The organism is Vibrio sp. D401a, assembly GCF_030248515.1.
Taxonomy (GTDB): domain Bacteria; phylum Pseudomonadota; class Gammaproteobacteria; order Enterobacterales; family Vibrionaceae; genus Vibrio; species Vibrio rotiferianus.
On the sequence record NZ_JAHGAI010000024.1, the window covers coordinates 80,788 to 107,654 of the forward strand.

General features: G+C 44.9%; 21 protein-coding genes. 12 read left to right on the top strand and 9 right to left on the bottom strand.

Translation table 11 applies throughout. The features are described from left to right. The first annotated feature begins 113 nt into the window (after nt 1–113). Nucleotides 114–575 carry an IS200/IS605 family transposase gene (gene tnpA, locus KIV41_RS11925; protein WP_285336489.1) on the top strand — a complete coding sequence of 154 codons (462 nt, stop codon included), beginning with the start codon at nt 114–116 and terminating at the stop codon, nt 573–575. A gap of 213 nt (nt 576–788) precedes the next feature. After that, nucleotides 789–2,219, top strand: coding sequence for a pyridoxal-dependent decarboxylase (locus tag KIV41_RS11930; protein ID WP_045386705.1), 1,431 nt, complete (start codon nt 789–791; stop codon nt 2,217–2,219). A gap of 321 nt (nt 2,220–2,540) precedes the next feature. On the opposite strand, the gene KIV41_RS11935 is transcribed toward KIV41_RS11930, so the two are convergent. Beyond that, on the bottom strand, nt 2,541–2,861 hold the full coding sequence (locus KIV41_RS11935) for a hypothetical protein (protein ID WP_045386708.1): 321 nt from the start codon (nt 2,859–2,861) through the stop codon (nt 2,541–2,543). A 328-nt stretch (nt 2,862–3,189) separates the two neighbouring features. Between KIV41_RS11935 and KIV41_RS11940 the strand changes: the two genes are divergently transcribed. Further along, nucleotides 3,190–4,188, top strand: a complete 999-nt coding sequence (locus KIV41_RS11940; RefSeq protein ID WP_285336491.1) for an AraC family transcriptional regulator — start codon at nt 3,190–3,192, stop codon at nt 4,186–4,188. Between the two features lie 47 nt (nt 4,189–4,235). Here the strand turns inward: KIV41_RS11940 and KIV41_RS11945 are convergent, their stop codons facing one another. Next, nucleotides 4,236–5,687 carry a coniferyl aldehyde dehydrogenase gene (locus tag KIV41_RS11945; RefSeq protein ID WP_285336492.1) on the bottom strand — a complete coding sequence of 484 codons (1,452 nt, stop codon included), beginning with the start codon at nt 5,685–5,687 and terminating at the stop codon, nt 4,236–4,238. Nucleotides 5,688–6,233: 546 nt separating this feature from the next. Between KIV41_RS11945 and betI the strand changes: the two genes are divergently transcribed. The 6 genes from betI (at nt 6,234) to choV (ending at nt 13,089) form a co-directional block, all read left to right on the top strand. Then, complete coding sequence (betI, locus tag KIV41_RS11950) at nt 6,234–6,833, top strand: transcriptional regulator BetI (RefSeq protein WP_285336493.1); 600 nt, start codon at nt 6,234–6,236, stop codon at nt 6,831–6,833. Between the two features lie 16 nt (nt 6,834–6,849). Next, on the top strand, nt 6,850–8,310 hold the full coding sequence (gene betB, locus KIV41_RS11955; RefSeq protein ID WP_285336494.1) for a betaine-aldehyde dehydrogenase: 1,461 nt from the start codon (nt 6,850–6,852) through the stop codon (nt 8,308–8,310). A 19-nt stretch (nt 8,311–8,329) separates the two neighbouring features. Beyond that, the gene (betA, locus tag KIV41_RS11960) at nt 8,330–10,030 is read left to right on the top strand and encodes a choline dehydrogenase (RefSeq protein ID WP_270051371.1); all 1,701 of its coding nucleotides are present in this window, start codon (nt 8,330–8,332) and stop codon (nt 10,028–10,030) included. A 29-nt stretch (nt 10,031–10,059) separates the two neighbouring features. Then, nucleotides 10,060–10,998 carry a choline ABC transporter substrate-binding protein gene (locus KIV41_RS11965; RefSeq protein WP_005425881.1) on the top strand — a complete coding sequence of 313 codons (939 nt, stop codon included), beginning with the start codon at nt 10,060–10,062 and terminating at the stop codon, nt 10,996–10,998. Between the two features lie 62 nt (nt 10,999–11,060). Next, nucleotides 11,061–11,903 (top strand): choline ABC transporter permease subunit, encoded by an 843-nt coding sequence (gene choW, locus KIV41_RS11970; RefSeq protein ID WP_005425967.1) that lies wholly within the window; start codon nt 11,061–11,063, stop codon nt 11,901–11,903. 1 nt (nt 11,904) lies between these two features. Next, nucleotides 11,905–13,089, top strand: coding sequence for a choline ABC transporter ATP-binding protein (choV, locus tag KIV41_RS11975; RefSeq protein WP_285336495.1), 1,185 nt, complete (start codon nt 11,905–11,907; stop codon nt 13,087–13,089). Between the two features lie 93 nt (nt 13,090–13,182). On the opposite strand, the gene KIV41_RS11980 is transcribed toward choV, so the two are convergent. Together KIV41_RS11980 and KIV41_RS11985 are read right to left on the bottom strand one after the other, a co-directional pair. Beyond that, nucleotides 13,183–14,037: a DUF3859 domain-containing protein gene (locus KIV41_RS11980; protein WP_171358335.1), complete on the bottom strand. Its 855-nt coding sequence runs from the start codon at nt 14,035–14,037 to the stop codon at nt 13,183–13,185. 262 nt (nt 14,038–14,299) lie between these two features. Continuing rightward, nucleotides 14,300–14,956: an NAD(P)H-dependent oxidoreductase gene (locus tag KIV41_RS11985; RefSeq protein WP_171358334.1), complete on the bottom strand. Its 657-nt coding sequence runs from the start codon at nt 14,954–14,956 to the stop codon at nt 14,300–14,302. 287 nt (nt 14,957–15,243) lie between these two features. On the opposite strand from KIV41_RS11985, the gene KIV41_RS11990 reads away from it, so the two are divergent. After that, the gene (locus tag KIV41_RS11990) at nt 15,244–15,648 is read left to right on the top strand and encodes a globin (protein WP_285336496.1); all 405 of its coding nucleotides are present in this window, start codon (nt 15,244–15,246) and stop codon (nt 15,646–15,648) included. Between the two features lie 88 nt (nt 15,649–15,736). On the opposite strand, the gene KIV41_RS11995 is transcribed toward KIV41_RS11990, so the two are convergent. The 5 genes from KIV41_RS11995 to KIV41_RS12015 form a co-directional block, all read right to left on the bottom strand. Continuing rightward, nucleotides 15,737–16,528 (bottom strand): slipin family protein, encoded by a 792-nt coding sequence (locus KIV41_RS11995; protein WP_285336498.1) that lies wholly within the window; start codon nt 16,526–16,528, stop codon nt 15,737–15,739. Nucleotides 16,529–16,537: 9 nt separating this feature from the next. Next, the gene (locus KIV41_RS12000; protein ID WP_285336500.1) at nt 16,538–17,908 is read right to left on the bottom strand and encodes a nodulation protein NfeD; all 1,371 of its coding nucleotides are present in this window, start codon (nt 17,906–17,908) and stop codon (nt 16,538–16,540) included. A gap of 567 nt (nt 17,909–18,475) precedes the next feature. After that, complete coding sequence (locus tag KIV41_RS12005; protein WP_045386736.1) at nt 18,476–20,128, bottom strand: response regulator; 1,653 nt, start codon at nt 20,126–20,128, stop codon at nt 18,476–18,478. Between the two features lie 56 nt (nt 20,129–20,184). Further along, nucleotides 20,185–21,327, bottom strand: a complete 1,143-nt coding sequence (locus KIV41_RS12010) for an EAL domain-containing protein (RefSeq protein WP_138943257.1) — start codon at nt 21,325–21,327, stop codon at nt 20,185–20,187. A gap of 4 nt (nt 21,328–21,331) precedes the next feature. After that, nucleotides 21,332–24,898: an ATP-binding protein gene (locus KIV41_RS12015; protein ID WP_285336504.1), complete on the bottom strand. Its 3,567-nt coding sequence runs from the start codon at nt 24,896–24,898 to the stop codon at nt 21,332–21,334. Nucleotides 24,899–25,137: 239 nt separating this feature from the next. Between KIV41_RS12015 and KIV41_RS12020 the strand changes: the two genes are divergently transcribed. Next, nucleotides 25,138–25,605, top strand: a complete 468-nt coding sequence (locus tag KIV41_RS12020) for an OsmC family protein (RefSeq protein WP_045386745.1) — start codon at nt 25,138–25,140, stop codon at nt 25,603–25,605. A 230-nt stretch (nt 25,606–25,835) separates the two neighbouring features. Next, on the top strand, nt 25,836–26,864 hold the full coding sequence (locus tag KIV41_RS12025; RefSeq protein ID WP_252043006.1) for a DUF2804 domain-containing protein: 1,029 nt from the start codon (nt 25,836–25,838) through the stop codon (nt 26,862–26,864). Nucleotides 26,865–26,867: the final 3 nt, after the last annotated feature.

Genomic DNA, 26,867 nt, shown 5'->3' on the forward strand with positions numbered 1-26,867 from the left:
GGGTTCCGTAAAGCTTACAGCTATGAGTCAGTTATATAACCCCTTTCAATTTGATAAAAACGTCTTGTGATCTGGCAACTGCAAGAGTTAATTAAGAATTGAAAGGGGTCCCAATGGGGGAAGAAAATAGCTTAGAGCATACGCGTTGGAACTGTAAATATCATGTGGTTTTTGCACCTAAGTACCGAAGACAGGTGTTCTATGGTGAGAGACGAAGGGCAGTAGGAGAGATACTTAGAAAACTATGTGAATGGAAGGACGTGAATATTATTGAAGCGGAATGCTGCGCAGATCATATTCATATGCTTTTAGAGATACCACTGAAGATGAGTGTTTCCTCGTTTATGGGGCATTTGAAAGGAAAAAGTAGCCTGATGCTCTATGAGCGATTTGGAGATTTGAAGTTCAAGTACAGGAATCGAGAATTTTGGTGTCGAGGGTATTATGTAGATACGGTAGGAAAAAACACAGGCAAGATACAAAGATACATAAAGTACCAACTAGAGCAGGATAAAATGGGGGAGCAATTGTCGATCCCGTATTCAGGTAGCCCGTTTACGGGCCGCAGGAAATAGTCATATGCAAATGTCAGATCACTATGCGCCTGCTAGGGCGCTGCCAGTAGGAGAGCCCTATAGGCGCATATGAAAAACCACCGGCTATGCCGGTGGATAATTTTTTATGTGTAAAAAGCCGGCAAGCTTAATTTGTGCTTGTCGTGATGTGGCAATTAATCTCGGCTGTGGGCTGTATATTGAAGATAATTTCCGACAACAGAGAGAAACATTATGTCTCATCATTTCAAAGACTATCGCCCTTTACTAGAACGTTCACTAGAGCATGCAACCGCTTACCTAGAGTCACTAGGCGAGCGTCCTGTTGATAAAGAAACCACATCTCAGCAGCTAAGAGAGTTGATTGGAGGTGATTTACCAAGTGTTGCGAGTGAGCCAGGAAAAGTCATTGATGATATGGTGAATGCACTGGATGCCGGCCTAGTAGCGTCTGGTGGCCCCCGTTTCTTTGGTTACGCAATTGGCGGTACATTTCCAGCGTCTTTAGCGGCAGATTGGTTAGTCAGTGCTTGGGACCAGAATGTCCCCTACTATGTTTCTAGCCCTGCGATGGCAGTCGCTGAAGAAACCGCGGCAGAGTGGATGGTAGAGTTGCTTGGTCTCACTCCAGGATCGGCAGTTGGCTTTACCTCAGGAGCGCAAGAGGCAATTTACACATCTCTGATCACTGCACGTAATTCGTTACTCGCAAAAGCTGATTGGGACGTCGCGACAAAAGGTTTGTATGGTGCACCACGCATCAACGTAGTGGTGAGTGACCAGATCCATTCAACTATCAAGCGAGCGCTTTCCATGATTGGCCTTGGAGTCGAATGTATTAAAAAAGTACCGACAGACAGCAATCTTCGATTGATTCCATCAGAGCTGAACCGAGTTCTGTCTGATTGCAGTGGACCTGCGCTAGTTTGTGCTCAGGCTGGTTGTATCGATTCCGGTGCCTTTGACCCATTTGATGAAATCGCAGATGCGGTCGCAGCGCATGAAAACGCGTGGTTGCATGTTGATGGTGCGATTGGCCTTTGGGCTGCAGCGAGCGACAGCCAGAAACATCTATTGAAAGGCATTGAGCGAGCGGACTCGATTGATACTGATGGTCATAAATGGTTTAACATGCCTTACGATTGCGGCATGGTAATTGTTAAAGACCCTAGCAAAATTACGAGTGCGATGGGTGGTAGTAATATGGGGGATTACTTGAATGATGCCATGGAGAAACCGGACCGAAATGCGATCAACTTTGGCATCGCGGCATCACGACGTGCACGAGGTTTACCTGTTTATGCTGCATTCAAGTCATTGGGTAAAGAGGGTATTGTTGCTCATCTAGACAATTGTGTCACGTTAGCAAAGCGTATGGCAGATAAGTTGGCGCAAGTACAGGGGGTTACCATCCTTAATGATGTGGTGTCTAACCGATTCTCTGCGCAGTTTGGCATTGGTGATGATGAATATCGCAATGAACTTACTGATCGTGTCGTACATCGGTTGCAGCAAGAGGGATTCTTATACCCATCAACATCAGGTTATAAAGGTCTAAAAACCATGTTGTTCTCGGTGCTCAACTATCACACCTCAGAACAAGATATTGATCAATCAGCAGAAAAGATCATTCAAGCCTATAAGGCAGAACTTGCACTGATGTAGTTTCTATTTTAGAACCCTGCCTTTTAAAAACCGCACTTTGTTAAGTGCGGTTTTTGTTTTAACGATTCATGTATGGAAGTAAGTTAACCCTTTCATTCCTGGGCATGTGAAAGTCCGTTTTTGTAGCTGACAGACCTAAGCTCACTTGAGGTAGAGAGTAGGCTCGAAACTCGTGTAAGGGAGTCTGGGTACCTTATTTAGTAAGGCTTCGGTTTAGTGCATGCACTGTTGTGATAGAAATGGTTACTTGAAACGCTTGAGGGCAAATCTCTACAAAAAAGCCACCACTAAACAGTGATGGCTTTAAGGATTTTGGTTCGATTAGTATTTTACAAACAACATCTTTCTTAAGCTATTGCATCGTGATTTATCCAGTGGATCGCCAAGATATTCTCCATCTTCAGCGGCTTTCTTCATCACTAGGGCTCTCGCTCGATCACCGCTGTCTAGGTCTTGATACTCTTCCAGTGTTTTGAGCTTCAATAAACGGTATTTCGATTTGTCTTTGCCAGAGGCGACGCGATCGTAGCAGTAACTCATCGCTCCTGCATTTGCGCCAACCTTGCTGGCGTCGGTAATCGCATTAGCGTTAAAACCAATAGTGCTTGTAAGTAAAATCAAAAGGGCATTACGTGCTTTCATTTCTCTTTCCTAATTCAAACAAGTTGATAAGTAAGATAAAGGGGAATGACTTTCAAAAATTGCCATTTAGCGGCAAGAATAAATACACAAGCAAATTATATTTCATTGTCCTGTGGTGAGTTGGTACAACGAGTAGAATTCACGGCTGAACTGAGGCTCACGTCAATGCAATGTGCTTTGACTATCTTCTCAGCATTGACGCTCTATACTTCTATCAGTACTCTCGCTTAAAAGGAAATACCTGAATTAGGAAGTTATGGTTTATGCATAAGTGCATGATTGCATTAAAATTCAAACTCGTAAGCCTTGTTCACCTACAGAGACACTTATGAGATCGATCACCAGCGTACGATTGATTTGTGATGCCGCACAGAAGCGAGGTATTCCTTTGGAGGAATGCTTAGCGGGCACAGGGCTGACAGAGCAAGACCTAGTTAAAGACGATCTAAAACTCACCATGCCGCAAGAAGTCGCGGTGATAGAAAACTACGTCAAACTGGCGCCAAGTGAAGTGGGGCTCGGCGCTGAAATAGGTCAGCAAATGCATGTGAATGTGTTCGGAATTTGGGGATTTGCGATACTAACCAGTCCGACGATGCGTGCGGCATTCAACACAGCAATCGACTATGTCGCGCTCTCTTTGGTAATAGCCAAACTGACTTTCAAAGAGACGCAAGAAGGTGGTGAGCTGAGCTTCGGCATGTCTGGTTTGTCTGAGCGAGTAACGCCTTTCATCTTGGAAAGGCATACCGCCGTTACACTCAACTTTATGCGTGAGGCATTACCTCTGCCCGCACTGGAAGACCTTTATCTGAAAACCACGCTAGATAACCCAGACCACATCGACAAACTTAGTCAGGTTCTTGGTATTCACGTTAAAGGCGGGGACTCACACCATGCGTTGGTGATTCCTCATTCTATGCTCAATCAACCGCTGCCAAAAAGCGACCCTGTTACCTTGAAGTTCTGTCTGGAGCAGTGTGATGCCATTGTGGCTCAGGGAGAAGACGAAGAGAAACAGTGGACCGAGCGAGTGAAAGAAGTGGTTCTCGAAGATATCGCAGAAGAGAAGACGCTCAGTGCGGTCGCCGATAAACTCTCAATGACAGAGCGAACCTTAAGGAGACGTTTGAGTGACGAAGGGACAACTTATCGAGAACTGTATGCCAACACGCGTTTGACCATTGCTCGACAGTTACTTGAAGCTTCTTGTTTGAACGTAGAAACCGTCGCATGGCGAGTGGGGTATGCCGAGCCAGCCAGTTTTATTCGAGCCTTTGTAAAGCAGTTCGGCTTCTCGCCTGGCAGCATCAAGAAAACGTGTTGATCACAAACAGCCCCAATGACTCTTAGCGTCATTAGGGCTATTTGGTTTTAGAATTTCTTCAGACGATTCAACTGGAAGTTGGTGAAGAAGTTGAACATCTTATTTCCCCAAGGTGCAGAGATGTACTGGCTCGCATCAAAGCGACCTTTGATCACAATCGATTTCGCTTTCGAGAAGTTCAAGAAGCCTTCTTTGCCGTGGTAGTGCCCCATGCCTGAAGGCCCTACACCGCCAAAAGGCATATCATCGACCATGGTATGGGTCATCACTTCATTGATACACACGCCGCCTGAATGTGTGTTTTCTACCACTTTCTCGATGCGGCTCTGATCCCAGTCGAAGTAGTACAGGGCAAGCGGTCTGTCCTTACTTTGGACGTATTGAATGGCGTCATCAAGCGTTTCGTAAGGTACTAGCGGCAGAATTGGGCCAAAGATCTCTTCACGCATCACTCGCATGTCGTGAGTGACATTCTTAACCACATGCATAGGCAGTTTTCGAGTCCCAGAGAAGTCTTCGTTTGCTGGGTTTATCACCATCACTTCTGCGCCTTTTTGTTTCGCGTCAGCAATGTTGTCAGCCAATCTATCGCGCTGCCTCTCTGTAATGATGGAGGTGTAATCTGGGTTGTCACGCATGGTTGGATAATGCTTGGAGATGGCGTTTTTGAATGCTTCTGCAAACTCATCCACCTTTCCATTTGGCACTAAAATGTAGTCGGGTGAGACGCAAACTTGTCCAGCGTTGAGACCTTTACCAAAAGCGATGCGTTTAGCTGCTTCTTCAATAGGGAAGTCTTCGTGGATGATAGCAGGAGATTTGCCGCCCAATTCTAGGGTCACAGGAGTCAGGTTCTGTGCTGCCGCCTGCATCACAATGCTACCCACCTGAGTTGAGCCAGTGAAAACAATATGGTCAAACGGTAATTTTGTGAATTCGGTCGCGACTTCAACACCACCATTGACCACGACAACCTCGTCAGAGGTGAAATATTCGGAGATCATTTGCTTCATCACTTCACCCGTCTTTGGGGCAAATTCAGAAGTTTTGATCATTGCCAAATTACCCGCCGCCAGCGCGCCAGCCAAAGGTGATAAACCTAAGAAAATAGGGAAGTTCCAAGGCACAACAATCCCAACAACACCGAGTGGTTGGTAATGCACTTTAGTTTTCGCGCCGAACAACATTAAAGGCGTTTTGCGACGAGATGGTTTCATCCACTTACGCAGGTTTTTCTTGTTGTAATGAATCCCTTCAAGAATAGGCAGAAGCTCAATCATCAAGGTTTCAGCGTTTGAGCGTCCGTTGAAATCTTGATCTACCGCGTCTATGAGGCGGTCTTGATAGGCAAGCAGAGCGGTGTGCAGCCTTTGAAGACGTTCAATACGCATGCCAGCGCTTGGATTTGGAATGGTTAAGAAAGCACTTTTCAATGTTTCTAACGTTGGACGAAGCGCCGCTTCTGGTTGGTCAATGTCGTAAAGTGGTTGAGCTGACATATCTGACTCCTCATTAGTATCTGCGTTTATGGAATTCAGTATGTCTTTAGCAAAGTGAACTTCACATGTTGATAGCGGACATTTTATTGTCCAAACCGGACAACAAAAACAAAGAATGTCATCAAACTGAACGATCTTGACTGCCACAAGGTGTTTACATCCTGGTGCAATGAACTTGATGTGATGAAGCGGTATGCCATTCCTTGGTCAATTAACAAACTTAAAAATAAAATGTGTAGAAAATATTTGAGTTCATTGCATTTGTCTTTGTTTGTACTTTTGATAAGCACGGGGTTTTCATGAGTCTTTGCAGCTATAACTTGCGCTATAAATACTCTAATTATTGATTTTAAAAGTTTTTGTGTTTCTGTTTTTACGTGTTAAATCTTCATAAATTCTCTCTTTTTTCAAGTTTTAATAATGATTGTTGTCGAAATGATTCGGCTGTTTCTGTTGTTTTTTCTAGATAATTAGTTTGAGTTCGAAGTAAATTTGAGGCATTTTATATTTAACTAACCGTTCAATTAAAAATAACAAGGATGCAGAATGCCCAAGGTTGGGATGCCTGAAATCAGAAAACCGCAGCTAGTCAAAGCGACGATGTCGGTCATTGACAGAGTAGGTTTACACGCCGCGAGTATCTCCTTGATCAGCAAAGAAGCAGGGGTATCAACGGGGATCATTAATCACTATTTCGGTGGTAAGCACGGTCTGTTAGAAGAGACCATGCGTGAGATCCTGCGCCAGCTTTCTGCCACCATCAAAGAGAACCTAAGCCAACTACCGGCTGATGCGCATCATCAACGTATTAACGCCATCATCGACGGCAACTTTGTGGGTTTTCAAGCCGAGAACCAAGTGGCAAAAACTTGGTTGGCATTCTGGTCTTACTCCATGCATGACGCGCAACTCAAACGTCTGCAACGAGTGAATGAACGACGCCTCCTTTCTCACCTAAAAAAAGAATTAAAAGCTTTGCTGGATCAAGACCAAGCAGGGCTAGTAGCGCATGGTATTGCGTCACTGATTGATGGCATTTGGCTGCGCGGAACGCTCAACCCGCAAGGCATCGATGCCGAGAAAGCTCGCGTCATCATTAACGACTATCTCGATAAACAACTCACGTTCTACTCAAAACAAAAATAAAGAGTCAAACCTTCAAATGGATATGAAAGCACACTACATCGATGGTGCCACGCACCTAGGATGCTCAGAAGAACACTTCACCACATACAATCCAGCCAATGGTGAACCGCTTGCAAATGTGAAGCAGGCTAACCAGCAAGACATGCAAGCAGCAATTGAATCTGCCAAACGTGGTTTTGCGATTTGGTCTGCAATGACGGCGACAGAACGAAGCCGCATTTTGCTTAAAGCGGTGGCGCTACTTCGTGAAAGAAACGACGAACTGGCAGCATTAGAAGTCGCGGATACGGGCAAACCAATCCAAGAAGCGAATTGCGTAGACATTGCCACGGGCGCGGATGTGATCGAGTACTACGCAGGTCTTGCGCCTAGCATGCATGGCGAACAGCAACCGCTGAATGAATCACAGTTTTTCTACACTCGTCGCGAACCTCTGGGTATTTGCGCGGGCATTGGGGCATGGAACTACCCAATTCAAATCGCGATGTGGAAATCTGCTCCTGCGCTTGCTGCGGGTAATGCGATGATCTTTAAGCCATCAGAAGAAACCCCGTTAACCGCACTCAAGCTGGCAGAAATCTACAGCGAAGCGGGATTGCCAGATGGCGTGTTCAACGTTATTCAAGGTGATTACCGAGTAGGGCAAATGCTCACCGCACATCCAGACATCGCTAAAGTCTCTTTCACGGGCGAATCCGGTACGGGCAAAGTGGTGATGGGTGACAGTGCCAATACGCTAAAGCAAGTGACTATGGAACTTGGTGGCAAATCACCAATGATCATTTTTGAGGATGCCAAGCTAGACGATGCGGTTTCTGCTGCAATGGTTGCAAACTTCTACACCCAAGGCGAGGTTTGTACGCACGGTACGCGCGTGTTCGTTCATGAAGGTATTTATGATGAGTTTGTCGTTCAACTTAAGAAACGCACCGAACTGCTGGTGGTTGGCGATCCGCTTGATGAGCAAACTCAAATTGGCGCGCTGATTTCTAAAGAGCATGAATCAAAAGTCCTTTCCGCAATTGAACAAGCGAAAGCAAGCAAAGCAACGCTACTAACCGGCGGCTACAAAGTCACAGAAAACGGTTTGGCGAGCGGCAATTTTGTTGTGCCAACGGTTTTCATTGATTGCGAAGACGACATGCCACACGTGCAGCAAGAGATCTTTGGTCCTGTAATGTCAGTGCTTAAGTTCAGTGACGAAGACGAAGTGATTGCACGCGCTAACAACACCGATTACGGACTTGCAGCTGGTGTGTTTACGCAAAACCTCTCTCGTGCACACCGCGTCATTCATCAAATTCAAGCAGGTATTTGTTGGATTAACACCTGGGGTGATTCTCCAGCTGAAATGCCCGTTGGCGGTTACAAACTGTCTGGCATTGGACGTGAAAACGGTGTCGAAACCCTCAAGCATTACACCCAAACCAAGAGCGTGTTAGTGCATTTGGGTGATTTCGATAGCCCTTACGTCTAATCAGTCAGGAGGATTTGTAATGCAACAACACTACGATTACATCATCGTCGGTGCTGGCTCGGCAGGCTGTGTTTTGGCGGATCGCCTGAGTGAAAGCGGTCAACACCAAGTGTTACTGTTGGAAGCGGGTGGCTCAGACAAGAGTATCTTCATTCAAATGCCAACGGCGCTGTCTTACCCAATGAACACTGAAAAGTACGCATGGCAGTTTGAAACTGTCGCGGAAGAGGGATTAGACGGACGCCAATTGCATTGTCCACGCGGTAAAGTGTTAGGCGGAAGCTCTTCGATTAACGGTATGGTTTACGTTCGTGGTCATGCTTGTGACTTTGACGAATGGGAAGCAGAAGGCGCAAAAGGCTGGAACTACCAAGCTTGTCTGCCGTACTTCCGTAAAGCGGAAACGTGGACAGGCGGCGCAGACGAATACCGTGGCGACAGCGGTCCAGTAGGGACGTGTAACGGCAACGACATGAAGCTGAATCCACTCTACCAAGCATTTATCGAAGCGGGTAAAGATGCAGGTTACCCAGAAACGCAAGATTACAACGGTTACCAGCAAGAGGGCTTCGGTCCTATGCACATGACAGTAGACAAAGGCGTGCGCGCTTCTACCTCTAACGCTTACTTAAGCCGTGCAAAAAAGCGCAGCAACTTCACCTTGATGAAAGGCGTAACTGCTCATCGCATTTTACTTGAAGGTAAGAAAGCGGTCGGCATTGAGTTCGAGCAATCCGGCAAGATCAAACAGTGTTTCGCCAACAAAGAAGTGGTGTCGAGCGCAGGTTCTATCGGTTCGGTACAACTGCTGCAACTTTCGGGTATTGGTCCTAAGACTGTGCTTGAAAAAGCGGGCATTGAAGTGAAACACGCACTGGAAGGAGTGGGTAAAAATTTGCAAGACCACCTTGAAGTGTATTTCCAGTATCACTGCAAACAGCCGATCACGCTCAACAGCAAGTTAGGTTTGATCAGCAAAGGTTTGATTGGTACGGAGTGGATTCTGACGCGCAAAGGTCTGGGCGCAACCAACCACTTTGAATCGTGTGCGTTCATCCGTTCTCGTGAAGGATTGAAATCGCCAAACATTCAATATCACTTTCTACCAGCGGCAATGCGCTATGACGGACGCGCGGCATTTGATGGTCACGGCTTCCAAGTGCATGTTGGTCCAAACAAGCCAGAGAGTCGCGGCAGTGTCGAAGTGGTTTCTGCCAACCCAAATGACAAGCCAAAAATCGAGTTCAACTACATATCGACGGAACAAGATAAGCAGGATTGGCGAGACTGTATTCGTCTAACGCGTGAAATCCTCAACCAACCAGCAATGGATGCGTTCCGTGGTGAAGAGATCCAGCCCGGTCTTAACATCACCAGCGATGACGCGATTGATGAATGGGTAAAGCAAAACGTGGAAAGTGCTTACCACCCATCGTGTAGCTGCAAAATGGGCGCAGATGATGACCCAATGGCAGTTCTGAATGAAGCCTGCCAAGTGCGCGGCATTGAAGGCTTGCGCGTAGTGGATTCATCCATCTTCCCAACGATTCCGAATGGCAACTTAAACGCACCAACCATCATGGTCGCAGAGCGTGCTGCGGACATGATCTTGGGGAACGTACTCGAAGAATCGAATAACACACCGGTTTGGATTGCTCCGAACTGGCAAGAGACGCAAAGAATGCGTCCGCCGAAAAGAGACTTAAGCTCAATCTCATAAAGTCAGTAATCATTACAAGGAATTTAAACATGTCTACGATGACAAAAATCTTTTCATCTATCGCACTGAGTGCAGTAGCGACAGGTGCTTACGCTAACCAATGTGAAACCGTTCGATTTGCCGATGTCGGCTGGACAGACATTACTGCAACTACTGCTGTTACCTCTGAACTGCTAAAAGGCTTGGGCTACAAAACCAAGACCGATCTGCTATCTGTACCTGTGACGTACTCTTCAATGGCAAACGGCGACATTGACGTATTCCTAGGTAACTGGATGCCAACCATGGAAGGCGATATTGCCAAGTACCGTGAAGCTGGCACAGTGGAAACCGTTCGTGCAAACCTAGAAGGCGCAAAATACACACTAGCAGTGCCAAAGTACGTGTACGACGCGGGTGTGAAAAGCTTTGCTGACCTGGCAAAACATGCCGACAAATTCAAAGACCGCATCTACGGCATTGAGCCGGGTAACGATGGCAACCGTTTGATCCAAGATATGATCGACAGCGATGCATTCGGCTTGAAAGACTTCAGCCTAGTGGAATCAAGCGAAGCGGGCATGGTGTCTCAAGTGTCTCGTGCAGTGCGCCGTAACCAATGGATCGTTTACCTAGGTTGGGCTCCGCACCCAATGAACAGCAATGTTGAGATGGAGTACCTATCTGGTGGTGACGATTTCTTTGGACCTAACTATGGTGGTGCAAATGTTTACACCAACGTGCGCCAAGATTACCTATCTGAGTGTCAAAACGTGGGTCAACTGCTTAAGAATCTAGAGTTCAGCCTAGAGATGGAAAACCAGTTGATGGAAGCGATTCTAAACCAAAAGCAGAAGCCAGCGAAAGCAGCACAAGAATGGTTGAATGCCAACCCACAACAATTTGAAGCGTGGCTAGAAGGCGTGAAGACGCTAGACGGCAAAGACGCAAAACAAGCGATTACTTCTTACCTAAAAACAAACGCTTAATCATTCCTCTCTTTAGGAAAAGGTGGGTAGAGATGCCCGCCTTTTAACACAAAGGTTTTATTGTGAATTTTATTACGGACAACAAACTTCCGTTGGGTGAATGGATGGAAACAGGCGTGGATTGGTTAACCATGAACGCGTCGGGTTTCTTTGATGCTATCTCTATTTTTCTCGAAACCATCATTCTATTCGTGGTGGATATTTTCAAATGGATGCCACCGGCAGCACCTATCATCATGACCGCAGCGATTGCGTGGTTCCTACACCGCAGCATTCCTCTAGTTGTGTTTATCGTGCTCGCGCTGCTGACCATCCTCAACCTCGGCTACTGGCAAGAAATGCTGGAAACCTTTGTTCTCGTCTTCGCTGCGACAACGATTTCCGTATTAATTGGCGTGCCGCTTGGCATCATGGCGGCGCATCGCCCGTGGTTGTATACCTTATTGCGCCCGATACTCGATTTAATGCAGACCGTACCAACGTTTGTGTATCTGATCCCAACATTAGTTCTGTTTGGTTTAGGCATCGTTCCGGGGCTGATTTCTACCATTATCTTTGCCATCGCCGCGCCAATTCGTCTGACTTACCTTGGCATCACCAAAGTGCCAGAAGAGCTGATTGAAGCGGGTAAAGCGTTTGGTGCAAGCCGCATGAAATTACTATTCAAAGTCGAACTCCCAGCGGCTCTGCCAAGCATTATGGCGGGAGTGACCCAGTGCATTATGTTGTCGCTTTCCATGGTGGTGATAGCTGCACTAGTAGGTGCCGATGGTCTGGGTAAACCAGTCGTACGGGCATTGAACACCGTGAACATTTCTCAAGGCTTTGAAGCCGGTTTAGCGATTGTTTTGGTCGCGATTATTCTCGACCGCTTGTGCAAAGCACCAAACCAAAAGGAGGCATAACATGGATGCAATTACGATTGAAAACCTCGACGTTGTGTTTGGTCAGCAGCAAGAGCAAGCATTGGCGCTTTTAGACCAAGGTAAGTCTCGCCAAGAGATCATTGATGAAACCGGACAAGTGGTTGGTGTTGATAAGGTCTCAATGAGCGTCAAACAAGGTGAGATCTGTGTACTGATGGGGCTTTCTGGTTCGGGTAAATCCAGCTTACTTCGTGCCGTTAATGGTTTGAATGAGATCTCTCGCGGCTCACTCAAAATCAAAGATGGTGAAGACATGGTAGAGCTTGCCAATTGTGACGAGCAGACTCTGCGTAACTTGCGTACTCATCGAGTTTCTATGGTGTTCCAAAAGTTTGCGCTGATGCCGTGGTTAACGGTATTGGATAACGTGGCATTTGGTCTTGAGATGCAGGGCATTGGCAAAGCGGAACGTCGTAAAAAAGCGCGTGAACAACTTGAAATGGTTGGGCTAAGCGAGTGGGAGAGTAAATTCCCGCATGAGCTTTCTGGCGGTATGCAGCAGCGTGTTGGCTTGGCTCGCGCCTTTGCTATGGATACCGACATCCTACTAATGGATGAACCGTTCTCTGCGCTCGACCCGCTGATTCGCGCTCAGCTTCAAGATGAATTGATTCAACTGCAAGAGAAGCTCAACAAGACGATTTTGTTTGTGAGCCATGACTTAGATGAAGCGCTAAAAATTGGTAACAACATCGCCATTATGGAATCGGGCAAACTGATTCAACACGGCAAGCCTGAGCAAATCATCCTTGCGCCAGAAAACGAATATGTAGCAGATTTTGTGGCTCACACTAATCCGCTCAATGTTTTGAAAGGTCGTTCATTGATGCAAGCCAGTACCGAGCTTAAGCAGCAGAATGACCGTGTGTTGGTGTGCGCAGATAAGCAGATTTGGGTCGAGCAAGAGCCGAAAGGCTTAACGCTGGTGGATTCCGATAAGTCATTGGTGAATTGGGAAAGCGATTTAACCACACTCGACGACATCGGTGAAAGTACGGTCGTTCAAGCTAACCCAGACATCAGCATGCGTGAGGCGATTGAACTGAAGCAGCGCAGCAATCAACCTATCTTGCTGGTGGAAGAGAACAAGTTAGTGGGCGTATTGAGTGATAACGAGTTGTATGACGCGCTGCTTGGTAATTTTAAGTCCAAGCAAGTGGCGTAGCTGTTTCTTATCCCAAACGTTTGTTACCTTCTTAAAATAAAAAAGAGCCGCACTGATCAAGTGCGGCTCTTTTCAATTCAACGTCTGTTGTTGCTAAAGCTCTAGTTTTGCGTCAACACAGCTTTCGAAGTCGTCCAAATCACAACCTTTTTTGAAGAATTCCATTTTCTGTTCTTTAGTGTCAGCAAGTTTTGCTGCCGTGCGACAGCCAGAAACATCACCTAAATCACAGCTTTTTGCGTAGTAAAGTTGCGCGCCTACTTTATCACGAATGCGCTCTAGACCACGCCATGCAAAGTTGTAACAAGCTTGTGCGTCGTTGTTTTCACAACATGCAGTATGAGCTTCTTGTAGTGGTTTAGGGAAAAGTTCTACTTGCGCATCACAAACTTGCGTCACTTTCGCTGGCATTTTTGGTGGCACTTGAACGAAGAAGTTTTTCTCTGCGATGATTTCATCATTCAGCTTAACTGCCACTGTCCATTTACCGTTTGCAAGTTCTGCTTCTGATTCAAACTGCCACATTGCAAAGTTATCACGACCAAAGTAAAGCGTATCGTTCCAGCTGCTTTGAGTTGAGCCATTGATCTCAGGGTGAGTCACTTCAACGATAACCGGTAGGCTCTTATAAACTTTTCCTTCGGTTGCATCTGGTGTCATCGAAACTGACTGAGTTGCCGTGTAGCTAAAGCCAAAGAAGTTGCCAATTTCTGCAGGAACCGCGAAGCCTTTTTGGAAGTTATAACCAACAAGCTGCTTGTTTTTAAAAGCAGGCGTTGCAAGGCCAGACTTATTGATCTTAGCTGTCGCTCCAACCTTAACTTTGTTTTCAGATGTTTGCTCAACGTTAGTTTGTTGGTTGTTTTGCTCTTCTTTAGTGGTAGCACAACCACCAAGTAAAATAGAAAGGGAAATTAGGCCAAGTACTGACGCTTTACTGCTGATCATTATAATCCTGCTTATTTTGTGGGAGTTATATCGAAGTTTTTATTTGCCAAACAATGCTTTAGATTGGGAGGCTTTAAAGTGAGCGCGCAGTATATAGAGGAGAAACACTCAAGACAATTTGCTTGACTGCCAAGTGTTCAAAGTTTGAGGTTTATATAAAATTAAGCTTAATTTGGTGAGTTTTCGATTAATAGTGGATTCGTAAAACGAGAGGGGAGCCGTATAAACGACTCTCCTTAAGAAAACCAACTCGACTTATGACTTACAGAGTAGTAACCACGTCATCGATGTGAAGGCGTGCTTTAGGCAGGCCGTGGTTGTAGTCTTCGCCATCTTTGTGGTAACCGATTGCAAGTGCAACTTCACATACGTGACCGTCGAGTTCTGTTTTGAATTCTTCGCCGATCAATGTTGGGTCAACACCTTCCATTGGAGTAGAGTCAATACCTAGACGCGCTAGTGTGTGCAGTAGGTTACCAAGCGCGATGTAAACTTGCGCTTTAGTCCAACCGCCGTTGTAGCCATTCTCGTCTGTGTTTGCTTCAGCGAAAGCGTAAGCACCCATGAACATGTCGTACATCTCTGCTGGTAAGTGACCAGAAGTTACTTCGGCATCAACGCGCTTCGCGAATTTCTCTTTAGTGAATTTTGGATCGTACGCCAGCAGAATAGTGTGAGACGCGGCTTTAGCATGCGGTTGGTTAAACTGGTGCATGTTAGCAAACGTATCGTGGAAACGCTGTTTCGCTTCGTCGCTCTCAATTACGATGAATTTCCAAGGCTGAGAGTTGATAGAAGACGCAGATAGGCGGATTGCTTCTTTGATGATTGCCATATCTTCTTGAGAGATGCGTTTCTCTTCGTCGTATTTTTTAGCTGTGTAACGGTTGTTTAGGTCTGTAATGATTTGATGAGACACGTTGATATCCTCTTAAAATTATTCAACAAATGAGGATGCGCTTAGCATCGACAACCATGCGTACCTCGAAAGTGAGTCCATAATATCGACTTTTATAGAATTGATAATACGTGTTTCGTTTAAATCACTTTCTATTTTTTATTGAAAATCGAATTTGAACGCCTAAAAGGCAGGTTGGCATTCTCCGTACGCCGACGTTCAGAAACCGCAGAAACCACCAACGAGCTTGGTAGGATTATCAAATTACATTCATAATGAAAATAGATAAGTTGGTTGGAGGCTAGGGTATGAACGTAATCGAGGTATTTAACGACAGCTACGAACGCTGCGTAATCCATGAGGACTTCTTTGATTTGTTCTATGAGAACTTTTGGTCGAAAGGTGAGAACTTCAGACAAAAGTTCGATGGCGTGGACATGAAAAAGCAAATCCGGATGCTTAAAGGATCTATTGTGTTTGTGATGATGGCAGACACCTCTGTAGATGCTCGAGATATGATGCGGAAATACGGCAATAAGCATGGACGCAACAATATTGGCGTCGCCCCTGAAGACATTGATGTCTGGTTTGAAAGCCTGTTAGAAACCGTCGCCCAATGTGATGCTGACTTTGATGAAAGGGTAGAGTACGCGTGGCGTCACTGCTTTGAAACTGGGTTGGCAATTATGAAGAAAGAGTGCACCGACGCTTAAGTGCAATCAATGTTGAATTGGTAAAGGGAGTAGAATACAGCTACTCCCTTTTTTCTTTTTCTACTTGCCTCTATAGCGGCTACTAGGCTTACTCTTTCCCTTCTTCCGACTCTCCCTGATTTTTCTTCACTGCTTTGGCGATATCGGAGACCGCTTCGACGAGATTAATCGGCATCGGGAAGATGATGGTCGATGTCTTGTCTGTGGTGATTTCAGTGAGCGTCTGCATGTATCGAAGTTGCAACGCGTTAGGTGCTTCGTTAAGCATTTCTGCCGCTTCTTTTAGCTTGTTGGAAGCTTCCAACTCACCAGTTGCGTGGATGATCTTCGCGCGGCGGTTACGCTCGGCTTCGGCTTGGCGGGCAAGGGCGCGCACCATGCTGTCGTTAAGATCTACATGTTTCACTTCAACCGTTGCTATCTTAATACCCCAATCGTCGGTCTGTTGGTCGAGAATGGATTGCAGGTCTTTGTTGAGGCGCTCTCGTTCAGAAAGCAACTCATCCAGTTCATGCTGACCAAGTACCGAACGCAACGTTGTCTGCGCAAGTTGGCTGGTGGCATCGCTGTAGCTTTCGATGTTATTGATGGCCATTTGCGGGTCGACGACTCTAAAATAAACCACTGCATTGACACGCACAGAGACGTTATCACGGGTAATTAAGTCTTGGGTCGGAACATCCAATACAATGGTTCGTAGATCAACACGAACCATTTGTTGAATAAATGGAATAAGGATTATCAACCCCGGACCTTTCACCTCTTGAAAGCGTCCTAAGAAGAAGACAACGCCACGTTCATATTCGCGCAGCACTTTGAACATTTGCGTTGCCAGTGCAAACAGTAAAACCAGTATAACGGCAGCAGTGTAGAGCATCATAATCGCCTCCTATCCTTTAGGGCGGTCATTAGGCTTCACAGTTAAGGTCAGCCCTTCCACGTTTATTATGGTGACTTGGTCACCTTGTTTGAGTTGTTCACTTGCTTTGGCTTTCCAGAGTGCGCCCTCTAACTGCACTCGACCTGTGCCATCGATAAAGTCATCACTTACAATGGCTAGTTTTCCTGGGTAGGCTTCTAAACCTGTTGTGGCTTTCCTGTTTCGTATTCTCAGTAATAAACCTACGGTAATGATGATCAGTGCGACGGAGAAAATCGCTATTCCGAATATGAGGGGAAGGGCGATTTGAAAACCAGGTAGCTCGCTGTCCATCAAGAAAACGGAACCCAGCACAAATGCAACAACGCCTCCCAGCCCGAGTACGCCAAAACTTGGGCTGAAAGCTTCCGCGATCATCAGCGCGATACCGAGTAAAATAAGCCCCAAGCCAGCATAGTTTACTGGCATCATTTGTAGGGCGTACATTGCTAGTAGTAAGCAAATGCCTCCCAATACGCCGGGTAAACCGATACCAGGATTGTAGAACTCAAGTAATAGTCCATAAATACCAATGAGCATCAATATGTAAGCCACATTTGGGTTAGTGATAACGGCCAACATTTCTGCGCGCCAGTCAGGGACGCGTTCAATGAATACGGGATTCTCTAGTGACAATGTCACGCTTATGCTGTTTAACTTGATGCTTTTGCCCGAAGCTATCTTTACCAACTCTTGCGGAGAGGCTGCTATGTAATCAATGACCCCGAGCTCTAGAGCCTCTTGTGCATCGAGGCTTGCTGCCTCACTGACCGCTTTTTCGGCCCATTCTGCGTTCCTACCATGAAGCTTAGCGAGCCCCTTTATATATGCTTTTGCGTCATTGACGACTTTCTTTTCCATTGTGGTTTTTGTGGTGACTTTATCGGACGATTGCTCAGGATCAGCCTCTTCCTTGTTTTCATTGCTTTCTTTTTCTGATGAAGGTTGTTGAGGTGCACCACCAAGGGCGACAGGCGTAGCAGCGCCTAAATTGGTCGCTTCAGCCATGGCGGCAATATGGCTTGCCATAAGAATATAGGTACCAGCACTAGCTGCGCGAGAACCAGAAGGTCCAACCCAAGTCGCCACGGGAACGGTGGAGGTAGTGATTGCTCTGATGATATCTCTCATCGAGCTATCTAGGCCCCCTGGGGTGTCCATTTTCAAGATGACTAGATCAGCTCCTTCTGCGTTTGAAAGCTCGATCTCACGGACTAGGTAATCACTGATTGCGGGGCCAATAGCGCCTTTGACCGGAACTACCCAGATTTCACTCGCGGCATTAACGTTACTTGTGGCGAGTGTAAAAAATAGGGCAAGCCAAGCATATAAATGTCTCATAGAGCCCTCCTTGTGCAATAACTAAAGTATAGCTATAGCAGGGCTAATCCTCGGAAATTGTTAGTAATAAGCTGTAAATGAATATGTACAAAAAGTGCCACTAGTTTTTGCTAGTAGCGCTTCGGCATTTTAGGTGGGGTTCAAGTGATGAAAACTGATCCAAGATGTCTGGCTTTGGCATCGGTTTGTAGAAGTAAAAACCTTGGATTACATAGATACTCTACTCCTTGAGGCTCCCTAAAATTTCACTTTGATACATTTGTAAGTAATTGATCGTTTGCTATTTAAGGTACAATTTAAAGGTATGTTTTAAAACCCCTACAGCGACAAGGGGTTAACTGAAACCGTTGGTTGATAGTCAAGATGATTTGAATATGATGAGTTCGTCATCGGGAATTTTTAGGAAATGTGATGCTAGTAGTTCAAAGGCTTTTAAAGCTTGCCGTTATTTGTGTGATTTTCTTTACCGTGTTTGACCTGATTCAATACGGCCATATTACGTGGATTGATCGTTTGATAGGAAGGTAAGTTTCTTCTATGGAGCCAGTTCCGTTGGCTCCGCTATGATCAATACTGCTTCTTTTTTTCATTCAATTCAGCCTGAATGCTGATTTCTAGTGCTCTATTGTAAAACTTAAGATAGTTGGTTTTTTCTAGCTCTTCGGCACTTACCAACTGTTGGATAATGGTATCGCAGCGTTGAATAAGAGCTTGAACTTCCAAAGCCGTTTTGTCTGAGGGCCATGCCCGAGTTAGGATTTTGATAATGTTTATGCAAACGGTACGCAGCATTGGGCATCGAAGTTGAAGCTCGATTAATGCATCCAATAGTGCTGGATAATCTTCCTCATGCGCCCTTATTTTTGTGTATTGCTCCTGCATCCAAGCCTGACGTGCACGATTCTCAGCTTCTAACGTTTGTCCTAGGGTAATTTTGCTCGATAGTATGGTGTCGCTCGAGTCAGTCTGCAGGTTATCAAAGCACCAAGTAATTGCGGTCGCAAACTCAGTCTCAAAGTTCATTTCATGTAATAACCAAGCGAGATGGTATTGGGCGTAGAAATGACGAAATGGGTTTCGACGATAGAGATCGCTCAGTACTTTGAAGGCCTTCATATAGTTGCCATCTTCAGCGGCAATATGCGCAGCAATGAGGTCGAGCTCATCCTGAAATTGGAACCCTTCAGCACTGGTTACTAGAGCTTTAAAATGTGCTTTTGCCTGGCGCAACAAATCCTCACGGCCACTGAGCTTTCTGTGGCAATACAGTAAAATTCGGATGAGATTCATCTTACTGTAAGCATTATTACGATAGGTATCTTTGTTGATTTCTAAATAGTTGTAATAATGATCAAGCGCCAACTTGTATAATCCTTCTGAAAGACACAAGTTCACGATAACCAGTTCTCGTTCCGAGTTACCTTCCACTAATTTGTTTGCGAGTGCTAAGTGTTTAATAGCCTCGGGAATCTCTCGTTTAACAATCCCATAAGCTGCTGCACATTCACGTATCTGAACGTTATTCGGTGAGCTTTTAAGTAGCTCTTGTACGATGTGTTGTGCTTCATCCGTTTCCCCCAGCATCATTAAAGAGTTAGCTAAGCCTACTTTTGCCCAGTTAACCTCTTTGCGATCGATGACTTTCTGATAAACCACTTTTGCTTCTTCATGCAATTTAAGCTTTGTTAAGAAGTCTGCGCGAAACTTCTCCACGATAAAATAATATTCGGGATGGAAAGGAGACAATTCATCGCAGGCAAGTAAGCCCGCATTCCAGTTATTTTCTAGCTCCGCTTTATAGATATCTTTAAGGGCTTCCTTACGACGAATCGCGGAAGATATCCGTTCTTTTAAAGTCACGGAGTTAAATGGTTTTAGTAGATATTCATCCGGTTTTAACTCAATGATAGCGCGCACGATGGATGCTGAGTTTTCCCCTGTGACAAGAATGAACAAGGTTTCTGGTCGAATCAGCTTAAGGTGCTTCAACTCTTCGAACAGTTGTTTGCCATTCATGCCTTTACCAAAGTTATAGTCGCAGATAACAACGTCTAGTGTTTCACGTTGAGCGATGGTTATCGCCCCTTTGGCAAGCCTAGCACTAAGAATGCGTTTGTCTGAAAATCCGAGTTTAGTCAGCATGTTTCGTAAAGTCAGCACAACGACAGGGGCATCATCTACGATTAAAACATTGAGTTCAGAAAATGATTTGTTACTCATGAAATTTAATATCAACAAAACAACAGCAGTGGATAGAAACGCTCCAAGCTTGCGCGTTAGAGCAATTCAATCAGTTGAGAAATAGGTAGGGGCTTTGATGCAATGTAACCTTGAAAAAGGTCTACCCCAATTTCGTTTAAGTAAGTCAAAGTCGCATGGTCTTCAACGCCCTCTGCAACGGAGCGTAATCCGAGTGACGTAGCAAGTTGCACACAGGCCGCAATTAGCTGGCGGCTTTTGTAATTTTGAACCGCATTACCAATAAACTTCTGATCAATTTTTAGTTCAGTGAATGGTAACGTCGCCAATTGGCTCAAAGATGAATAGCCCGTCCCGAAATCGTCAATCGCTAACCCAACTCCTCTCAGTCGTAAATTGGCTAAATTGGCCAATGAAATAACGCATGAGTTATATACCTCATCTTCGGTTAATTCGAGAGTTAGCCGTTCCACCGCAAATTGAGAACGCTCACAGAACTCTAGGAGTTGTTCGCTCATTGGTGTTTGCAGCGTCTTTTGATTCATGTTTATTGAAAGCAGCAATTGGTTATCGAAACGAGATAGATCGTTTAGTGCGGTTTCTAATGAGACCCAAAACAATTTGTCCAACATGTTGTGTTTGGTCATTGCGCTAAGAAACGCATTTGGCCCCAACACACCATGTGTAGGATGTTCACAACGAATCAGCGCTTCAACACCAATGATCTTGTTGTTAGATACTTGGTATTGGGGCTGGTAGTAATTACGAAACCAGCCTTGGTCAAAGCCTTGATTAATATCCTCAACGGAGAGCGAGACCATTTGCTTACCCGAATCTGATGGCGAAGCGATAGCCTTAAAGTCAGACAATATGTCTTCTAAGGTACCTAAAGCGATGGGCTTAACTAGGGAGCGAACAAAGCAATAGCCAGCGGACACGCACATACTATAAGTAATATCGACGACATCTTTGTTTGCCGCGCTAAGAATCACCACGCCGGTAGGGCGCTGAGCTTCAGATAGTGACGATAGTAAGTCAATGCCATTTAAACCCGGTAAGTTTAAATCACAAAACATCAGGTCGATTTGTTGCTTGGCACACAATGGAGCGACCTCTTTGCCGGAATGCAGCAGCTGAATGTTGGCGCTAGTGTAACGGCTCAGTAAAATCTTCAGGTTTGTCGCTTGTAGAATGTCGTCTTCAACAATCAATATATTCATTTAACTACGCTCTGTTATCTAGCCACGCTTTCGTGCTAGACAAAATCTCTTCAAGTATTTTTATCAGTGCGTCCTTACTAACTTGCTCTTTGTCTGAGCCTATCCATTGTTCACATGTTTTTGCAGCTTGCTCTAGTTCACCAATAGAGAGTGCCGCTGCTGAGCCCTTAATTCTATGGGCGACAGATTTAAGAGGTTCTTCAGCACTGTTTAGTAGTGCTTTGTCTGAGGCAAAAGCCATGAGTACCACCTCTGCAATTTCAACTTGCTCATCCACGTGGTAACTATCAAGCCAACATCTGTTTTGGTTTACTGAGCTCGGCGGTAAGTACCTTTCAAAAATGCCTCTGAGTGTTTCGATAGAGTATGGCTTGAAAATGACTTCGTTCATTCCAGCTGCTGATGCTTTTTCCAACACATACTTAGCGTTGTCTGCGGTACAGCCGACAATAGGCAGTGCATTCAACATCGGATGATTCTTTATTTTTTGGGTTAATTGATACCCATCCATGTGTGGCATATGGCAATCAGTGATGATTAAATCGTACGCGAGCTCTTCTTTCTCAATAGATTCGACCAGTGTTTTGAAAGCAGACTCTCCACTCGACATAACCGTTGCTGACACACCAATGCTGTCGAGTTGCTTTTTGAACAGCAAGCGGTTGATCGGATCATCATCAACTACCATCACATGACCTGACACAGATAGTGATTGCTGCGGCTTATCTTGACCTTGTTTGGATGTTCGGTTTAGCAGGGCATGATAAAGCGTGTCTGGGTAGAAGTTTGAACTCCCAGATTCTGGCTCTAATGCCGATGTATACAAACCGAACTCATCAACAGGTACTTCCCAGCAATTCAACCAAGCTTCGGTTTGGCTATTGTTGCAAGCAACTGGTCCAGTATTTAAAAGTTGAATCTGTCTACCAACCATTGGAATGCTGATGATGACAGAAGTACCAATATTGGGTTGGCTACTCACACTAATACTGCCTGCCATTAAGTCCACCAAACTTTTTACAATAGACATGCCAAGCCCAGTGCCGCCAAAGCGTCGTGTAATGGTTTCATCCCCTTGGATAAACGGTAAGTAAAGGGATGATACTTGCTCTGGAGTCATTCCACATCCGGTATCGGATATACCCATGACCAACTGAGACTCTGATGAAGCGATAGAAACTTCAATATTGCCTTCATGGGTAAATTTGACGGCATTACTCAACAAATTATTTAAAATTTGATTGATGCGCAGCCAGTCAAGGTCAACGTCCGCAAATGCGTTTGGTGGCCAATCGACAATAAATCTAAGCCCTTTTTGCTCAGCATTCTTTTCAAAGCTGCGAAGAATTGGCCCCAATTCGCTATACAGATTTCCGTTACAGACGTCTAACTGAAGTTGGTTTGCTTCAATCTTTGAGAAATCCAATATATCGTTTACGTGCAGCTTCAAACGATCGGCTGAAAGCATCGCATTTCTTAATAGTTCTTTGCTCTCTGGCTTCGTAAGATCCTCTTCCAACAGCTCCATCAAGCCCAACATGGCGGCGATAGGAGTTCTCAGCTCATGGCTCACTACAGCTAAGAAGTGGTTCCGTGACGCAATTGCTTGCTCTAGTTCGGCTTCTTTTCTCTTGAGCACTGAAATATCGTCGAAGACCGTCATTTGGTATTCGTTACCATCAGACGGGTGTTTTATTGTCTGCTGGTGGACACGGTACATGTGATCATCAAGTTTTAGGTGTTTAGACTCATGTTCTAATGAGGATGCCTTGTCAAATTTTACCGTTTTCAGAAAGAGCTGCTTCTCATCAACCGACGCAGTGCCATATTTAGTGCAGCGCTCCATTACTGACAAATACCGCTGATTAGCTAATACTTGTTGACTGCTCTTGTCCGTTATGACGATCAAGTTGGGCACATTATCTAAGATTGATGAAAGCCATTGGTTTTCAGTGCGTTTGATTTTTGACTCAAGCTCTCTTCTTCGCAGTGTTCTAGACAATCTATCCGTGTGCATGAAGTAAATCATCAGAGCAATTAGGAAAACACAAGTTCCTACCAGCGCCCAAATAACGACTAACTTCTTATCGATACCATAAGTGATCATCACCTTGTTATGACGTTCAATTAATTGCTCGATCTCCTCTTTGGACGTAACGGTGAGCACAGTGTTTAGTATCTTGTGTAAGAACGCAGATTCACTACGTAACTCCATGCCGATTGGAGACGTTAGGTCGTAAGCTGTTGGCGCAGTTACAGGTACAAAAAGCTTCTCGAAACCTTTGTAGTAGTGGTTATCAACAATGCTCTTATTGACGAAGGCATGAGAAGCTTTGCCCGAAGCAAAGGCATTCATCAGCGCCTCGAAATCTCGGTACACCGGATATTGTTTGAACTTTTCATTTTGATGAAAGTGGGTGTAAAAGTTACCACTGCGATCCAAGATGGCAGTGGTTTGCTTTCCTTTGATTTGAGTTGCTCTTATGTAGCTAAACTTGAGCTCAGAATACGGTTGTGTCGCGATAAAATCGCGGCGATCGATATTATTCGTATTGCGAGCAGGCAAGAGGTCAACGACACCGTCCTTTAACATCTGTTCGACATCATGACCTTGAGGATCGATATATTCGAATGACAATAAGCTACGTTGGGCTAGCAGTTTCAATAGGTCGTGAACGTATCCTCGCAGTCTTCCTGTTTGCGGATCAATATAAGAGAGAGGATACAAATCATCTTCTATCGTGTATCGAATTGCTGTTCGGCCTTCTTGTTTTTCAAGTACTTTTAGCATCATGTCGTTATGCAATATATTGATATTTGCTTCTATTTCGACATGAGTATTCTGAGTGTTTTTTGTGTGCTCAATATACTTGTTGATGATTGACATCAACTCAGGGTTACTATTATTAGTCGCAATAGAGACTTCGCCTTTTGATAGCGACTTGTCATATATCACTTCACCAACGAGCTCACCGTTAACGTTCTGAAAACCATAGCTATTAAGGGTTGAGAGGCCCACAATTGCGGCATCGGCAATCCCAGTGTTTAAAGACTGAAACAGCATTTCGTTGTTATTGACGATATGAAGCTTATTGTAATCCTGCGTTTTTGCGAGGTCGCATGCGCTCGAATTTCTCACACATGCCCACACTAGTTCGTCTAAAGGTTTGGACTTTAGAGAGCTGTCTCTAAGCCAAATTAAGCGTAGAGTATTGAAGATAGGCTGTGAGAAAAGAAAGTCGGCGCTTCGAGCTTGTGTCGCAACAAAGCCAACTGTCAAATCGATCTCGTTCGCTTTTAACGCGGCAAAAAGCGCTTGTATATTGGAAAATGGGACATACTCCGGTGTTATGCCCAACTCTTCCGTCATTGTTTCAGCGTACTCAATATTGATACCTTCTTTTGAGCGAATATCGCCCCAGTAAGGTAACCAGTTTCCTTCTAGCACACCGACTTTTAGTGATGGGTTGTTTTTTAGATAAGTCTGCTGTTCTTTGCTTAAAAGATCAGCGGCAGAAATAGCAAATGTAATAGATGATAATGCAATCAATAAAAGGCTTTGAATTTTCACTAATTCTTTAAACTCAATAACTTATCAGAATGAAAAATGGGGGCGGATAGTATATGTTTTCACCACTTCCGCCAATTTGTCTTGTTTGTCGTATCGATAAGTAAGTTTTCTAGGTGGCTGACTCTTAGCCAGTAGTGATGTAGTTGATGGTTTGAGACACGGAATGAGTAAATGGCCTTTAACATTCAAGCAATTTATCAGTATGGTGAAGTTCTTAACCACTTTGACAAGGAAGTGATATGTCTCGACACACCGCTACCGTTCATTGGCAACGTCAGCCTCAGGAAATTTTCAGTGATAATTTATATAGTCGTGCGCATGTATGGCAGTTTGATGGTGGCGTGACCGTACCCGCTTCACCATCGCCTCATGTTGTACCATTGCCACTTTCAGTCGAAGAAAACGTTGATCCAGAAGAAGCGTTTGTTGCCGCGCTTTCAAGCTGTCATATGTTGGTGTTTCTCTCCATTGCAGCGAAACGTCGCTACGTGATCGACAGCTATATTGATGAGGCGTTTGGAGAACTTTCAGTAGGAGAAAATGGCAAAGAGTGGGTTTCGAAAGTAGTGCTTAGACCAAACATTGTCTTTTCTGGAGATAAGCAACCGACACGTGAACAGTTAGCGAAAATGCACCACATGGCACACGAAAACTGCTTTATTGCCAACTCAGTGAAGACGGATGTTGTTACAGAGTTAGTGGATTAAGGGAGAGTGACGTTATAGGTGATAAGGCTGGTATTCAATCGTAATCAGCTTGCTATCTAACCCCAAGTTAAAGCTCTAATTAACCGTCTAATGGCTTGAATGTGAGTGACTTGTTTCACACTTTGAGTCATTAAAAGTCGGAGCCTGAACCAATGTTGTGCAGTGGCGCAAATAGTTTGTTGTTAAATTAATGTTAATATCGAATGGTGTGTCATTGATTAATAACGAGCATGGATGTGCAAACGCCTTTGAATCCCTTTATTCAAGCTAATGGAATACCTCAATTTGGTCACTTAGCATCAATACCGGAATCGCTTCAGTTAGATACTTTCGTGTATCTCAATGAAATGGATCTGCCCGCGTCGAGTTGGCGTAAGCGGTTCGATTACAAGCAATTCCAGTTTGTTTCGATTGTCACGTCGAAATACATCATTGGTGTCGCAATTGCAGATATTCGCTATTTGGCGTCTGGTTTTTGCTATGTGTTTGATACAGAAAACCATGAGCTAGTTGAACAGCAGTGGTTAAAGCCGCTTAATATGGGTTATCAAACGCAACCTTCTAGCTGGAATAGCCAAGCATATCTCGCTAATGATGCAATCCAGTTCAATATTGAAAATGGGCAGTGGCATATAAAGCTTGCCACGAATCTTGTTCAAGCGGATTTGATGCTCTTACCTGATTCAAAGTCTCAAACTGAGCAAGAAAGCTTACCCTTGATGCTTTGCACACCCACAGCATACTCAGGATGGACCTATACCCAAAAACATAATGCACTCACCGTACAAGGTGAAATGAGTGTGAAAGGGCAGCAACAAGACTTGGTGAATGCGGTTGCTGGGTATGATTTCTCGGCTGGGTATATGCGAAGAGAAACCAGTTGGCGATGGGCGAGTATCAATCATCAAGATGAAGATAAACGCATTGGGCTTAACCTAGCGGCTGGGGTGAACGAAACGGGGTATTGTGAAAACGTCATTTGGATTGATGGTGAACGTCATCTGATGCCACCCGTACAGTTTGATTTTTCCCGCATGCATCAAGAAGCATCATGGCGGATCACTTCGCAAGACAATCGCATTAACCTGGTGTTTACGCCTAAAAATCAACGTTCGGAGAAGAAGAACTTCTGGTTTTTGAAAAGCAATTTTCGTCAATTTGTCGGTTACTTCTCTGGCTATTTGATTGATGGCAATGGCATTAAGCACGAACTCGATGAGGTGATGGGACTCACCGAAGATCACTACGCGAAATGGTAGGAA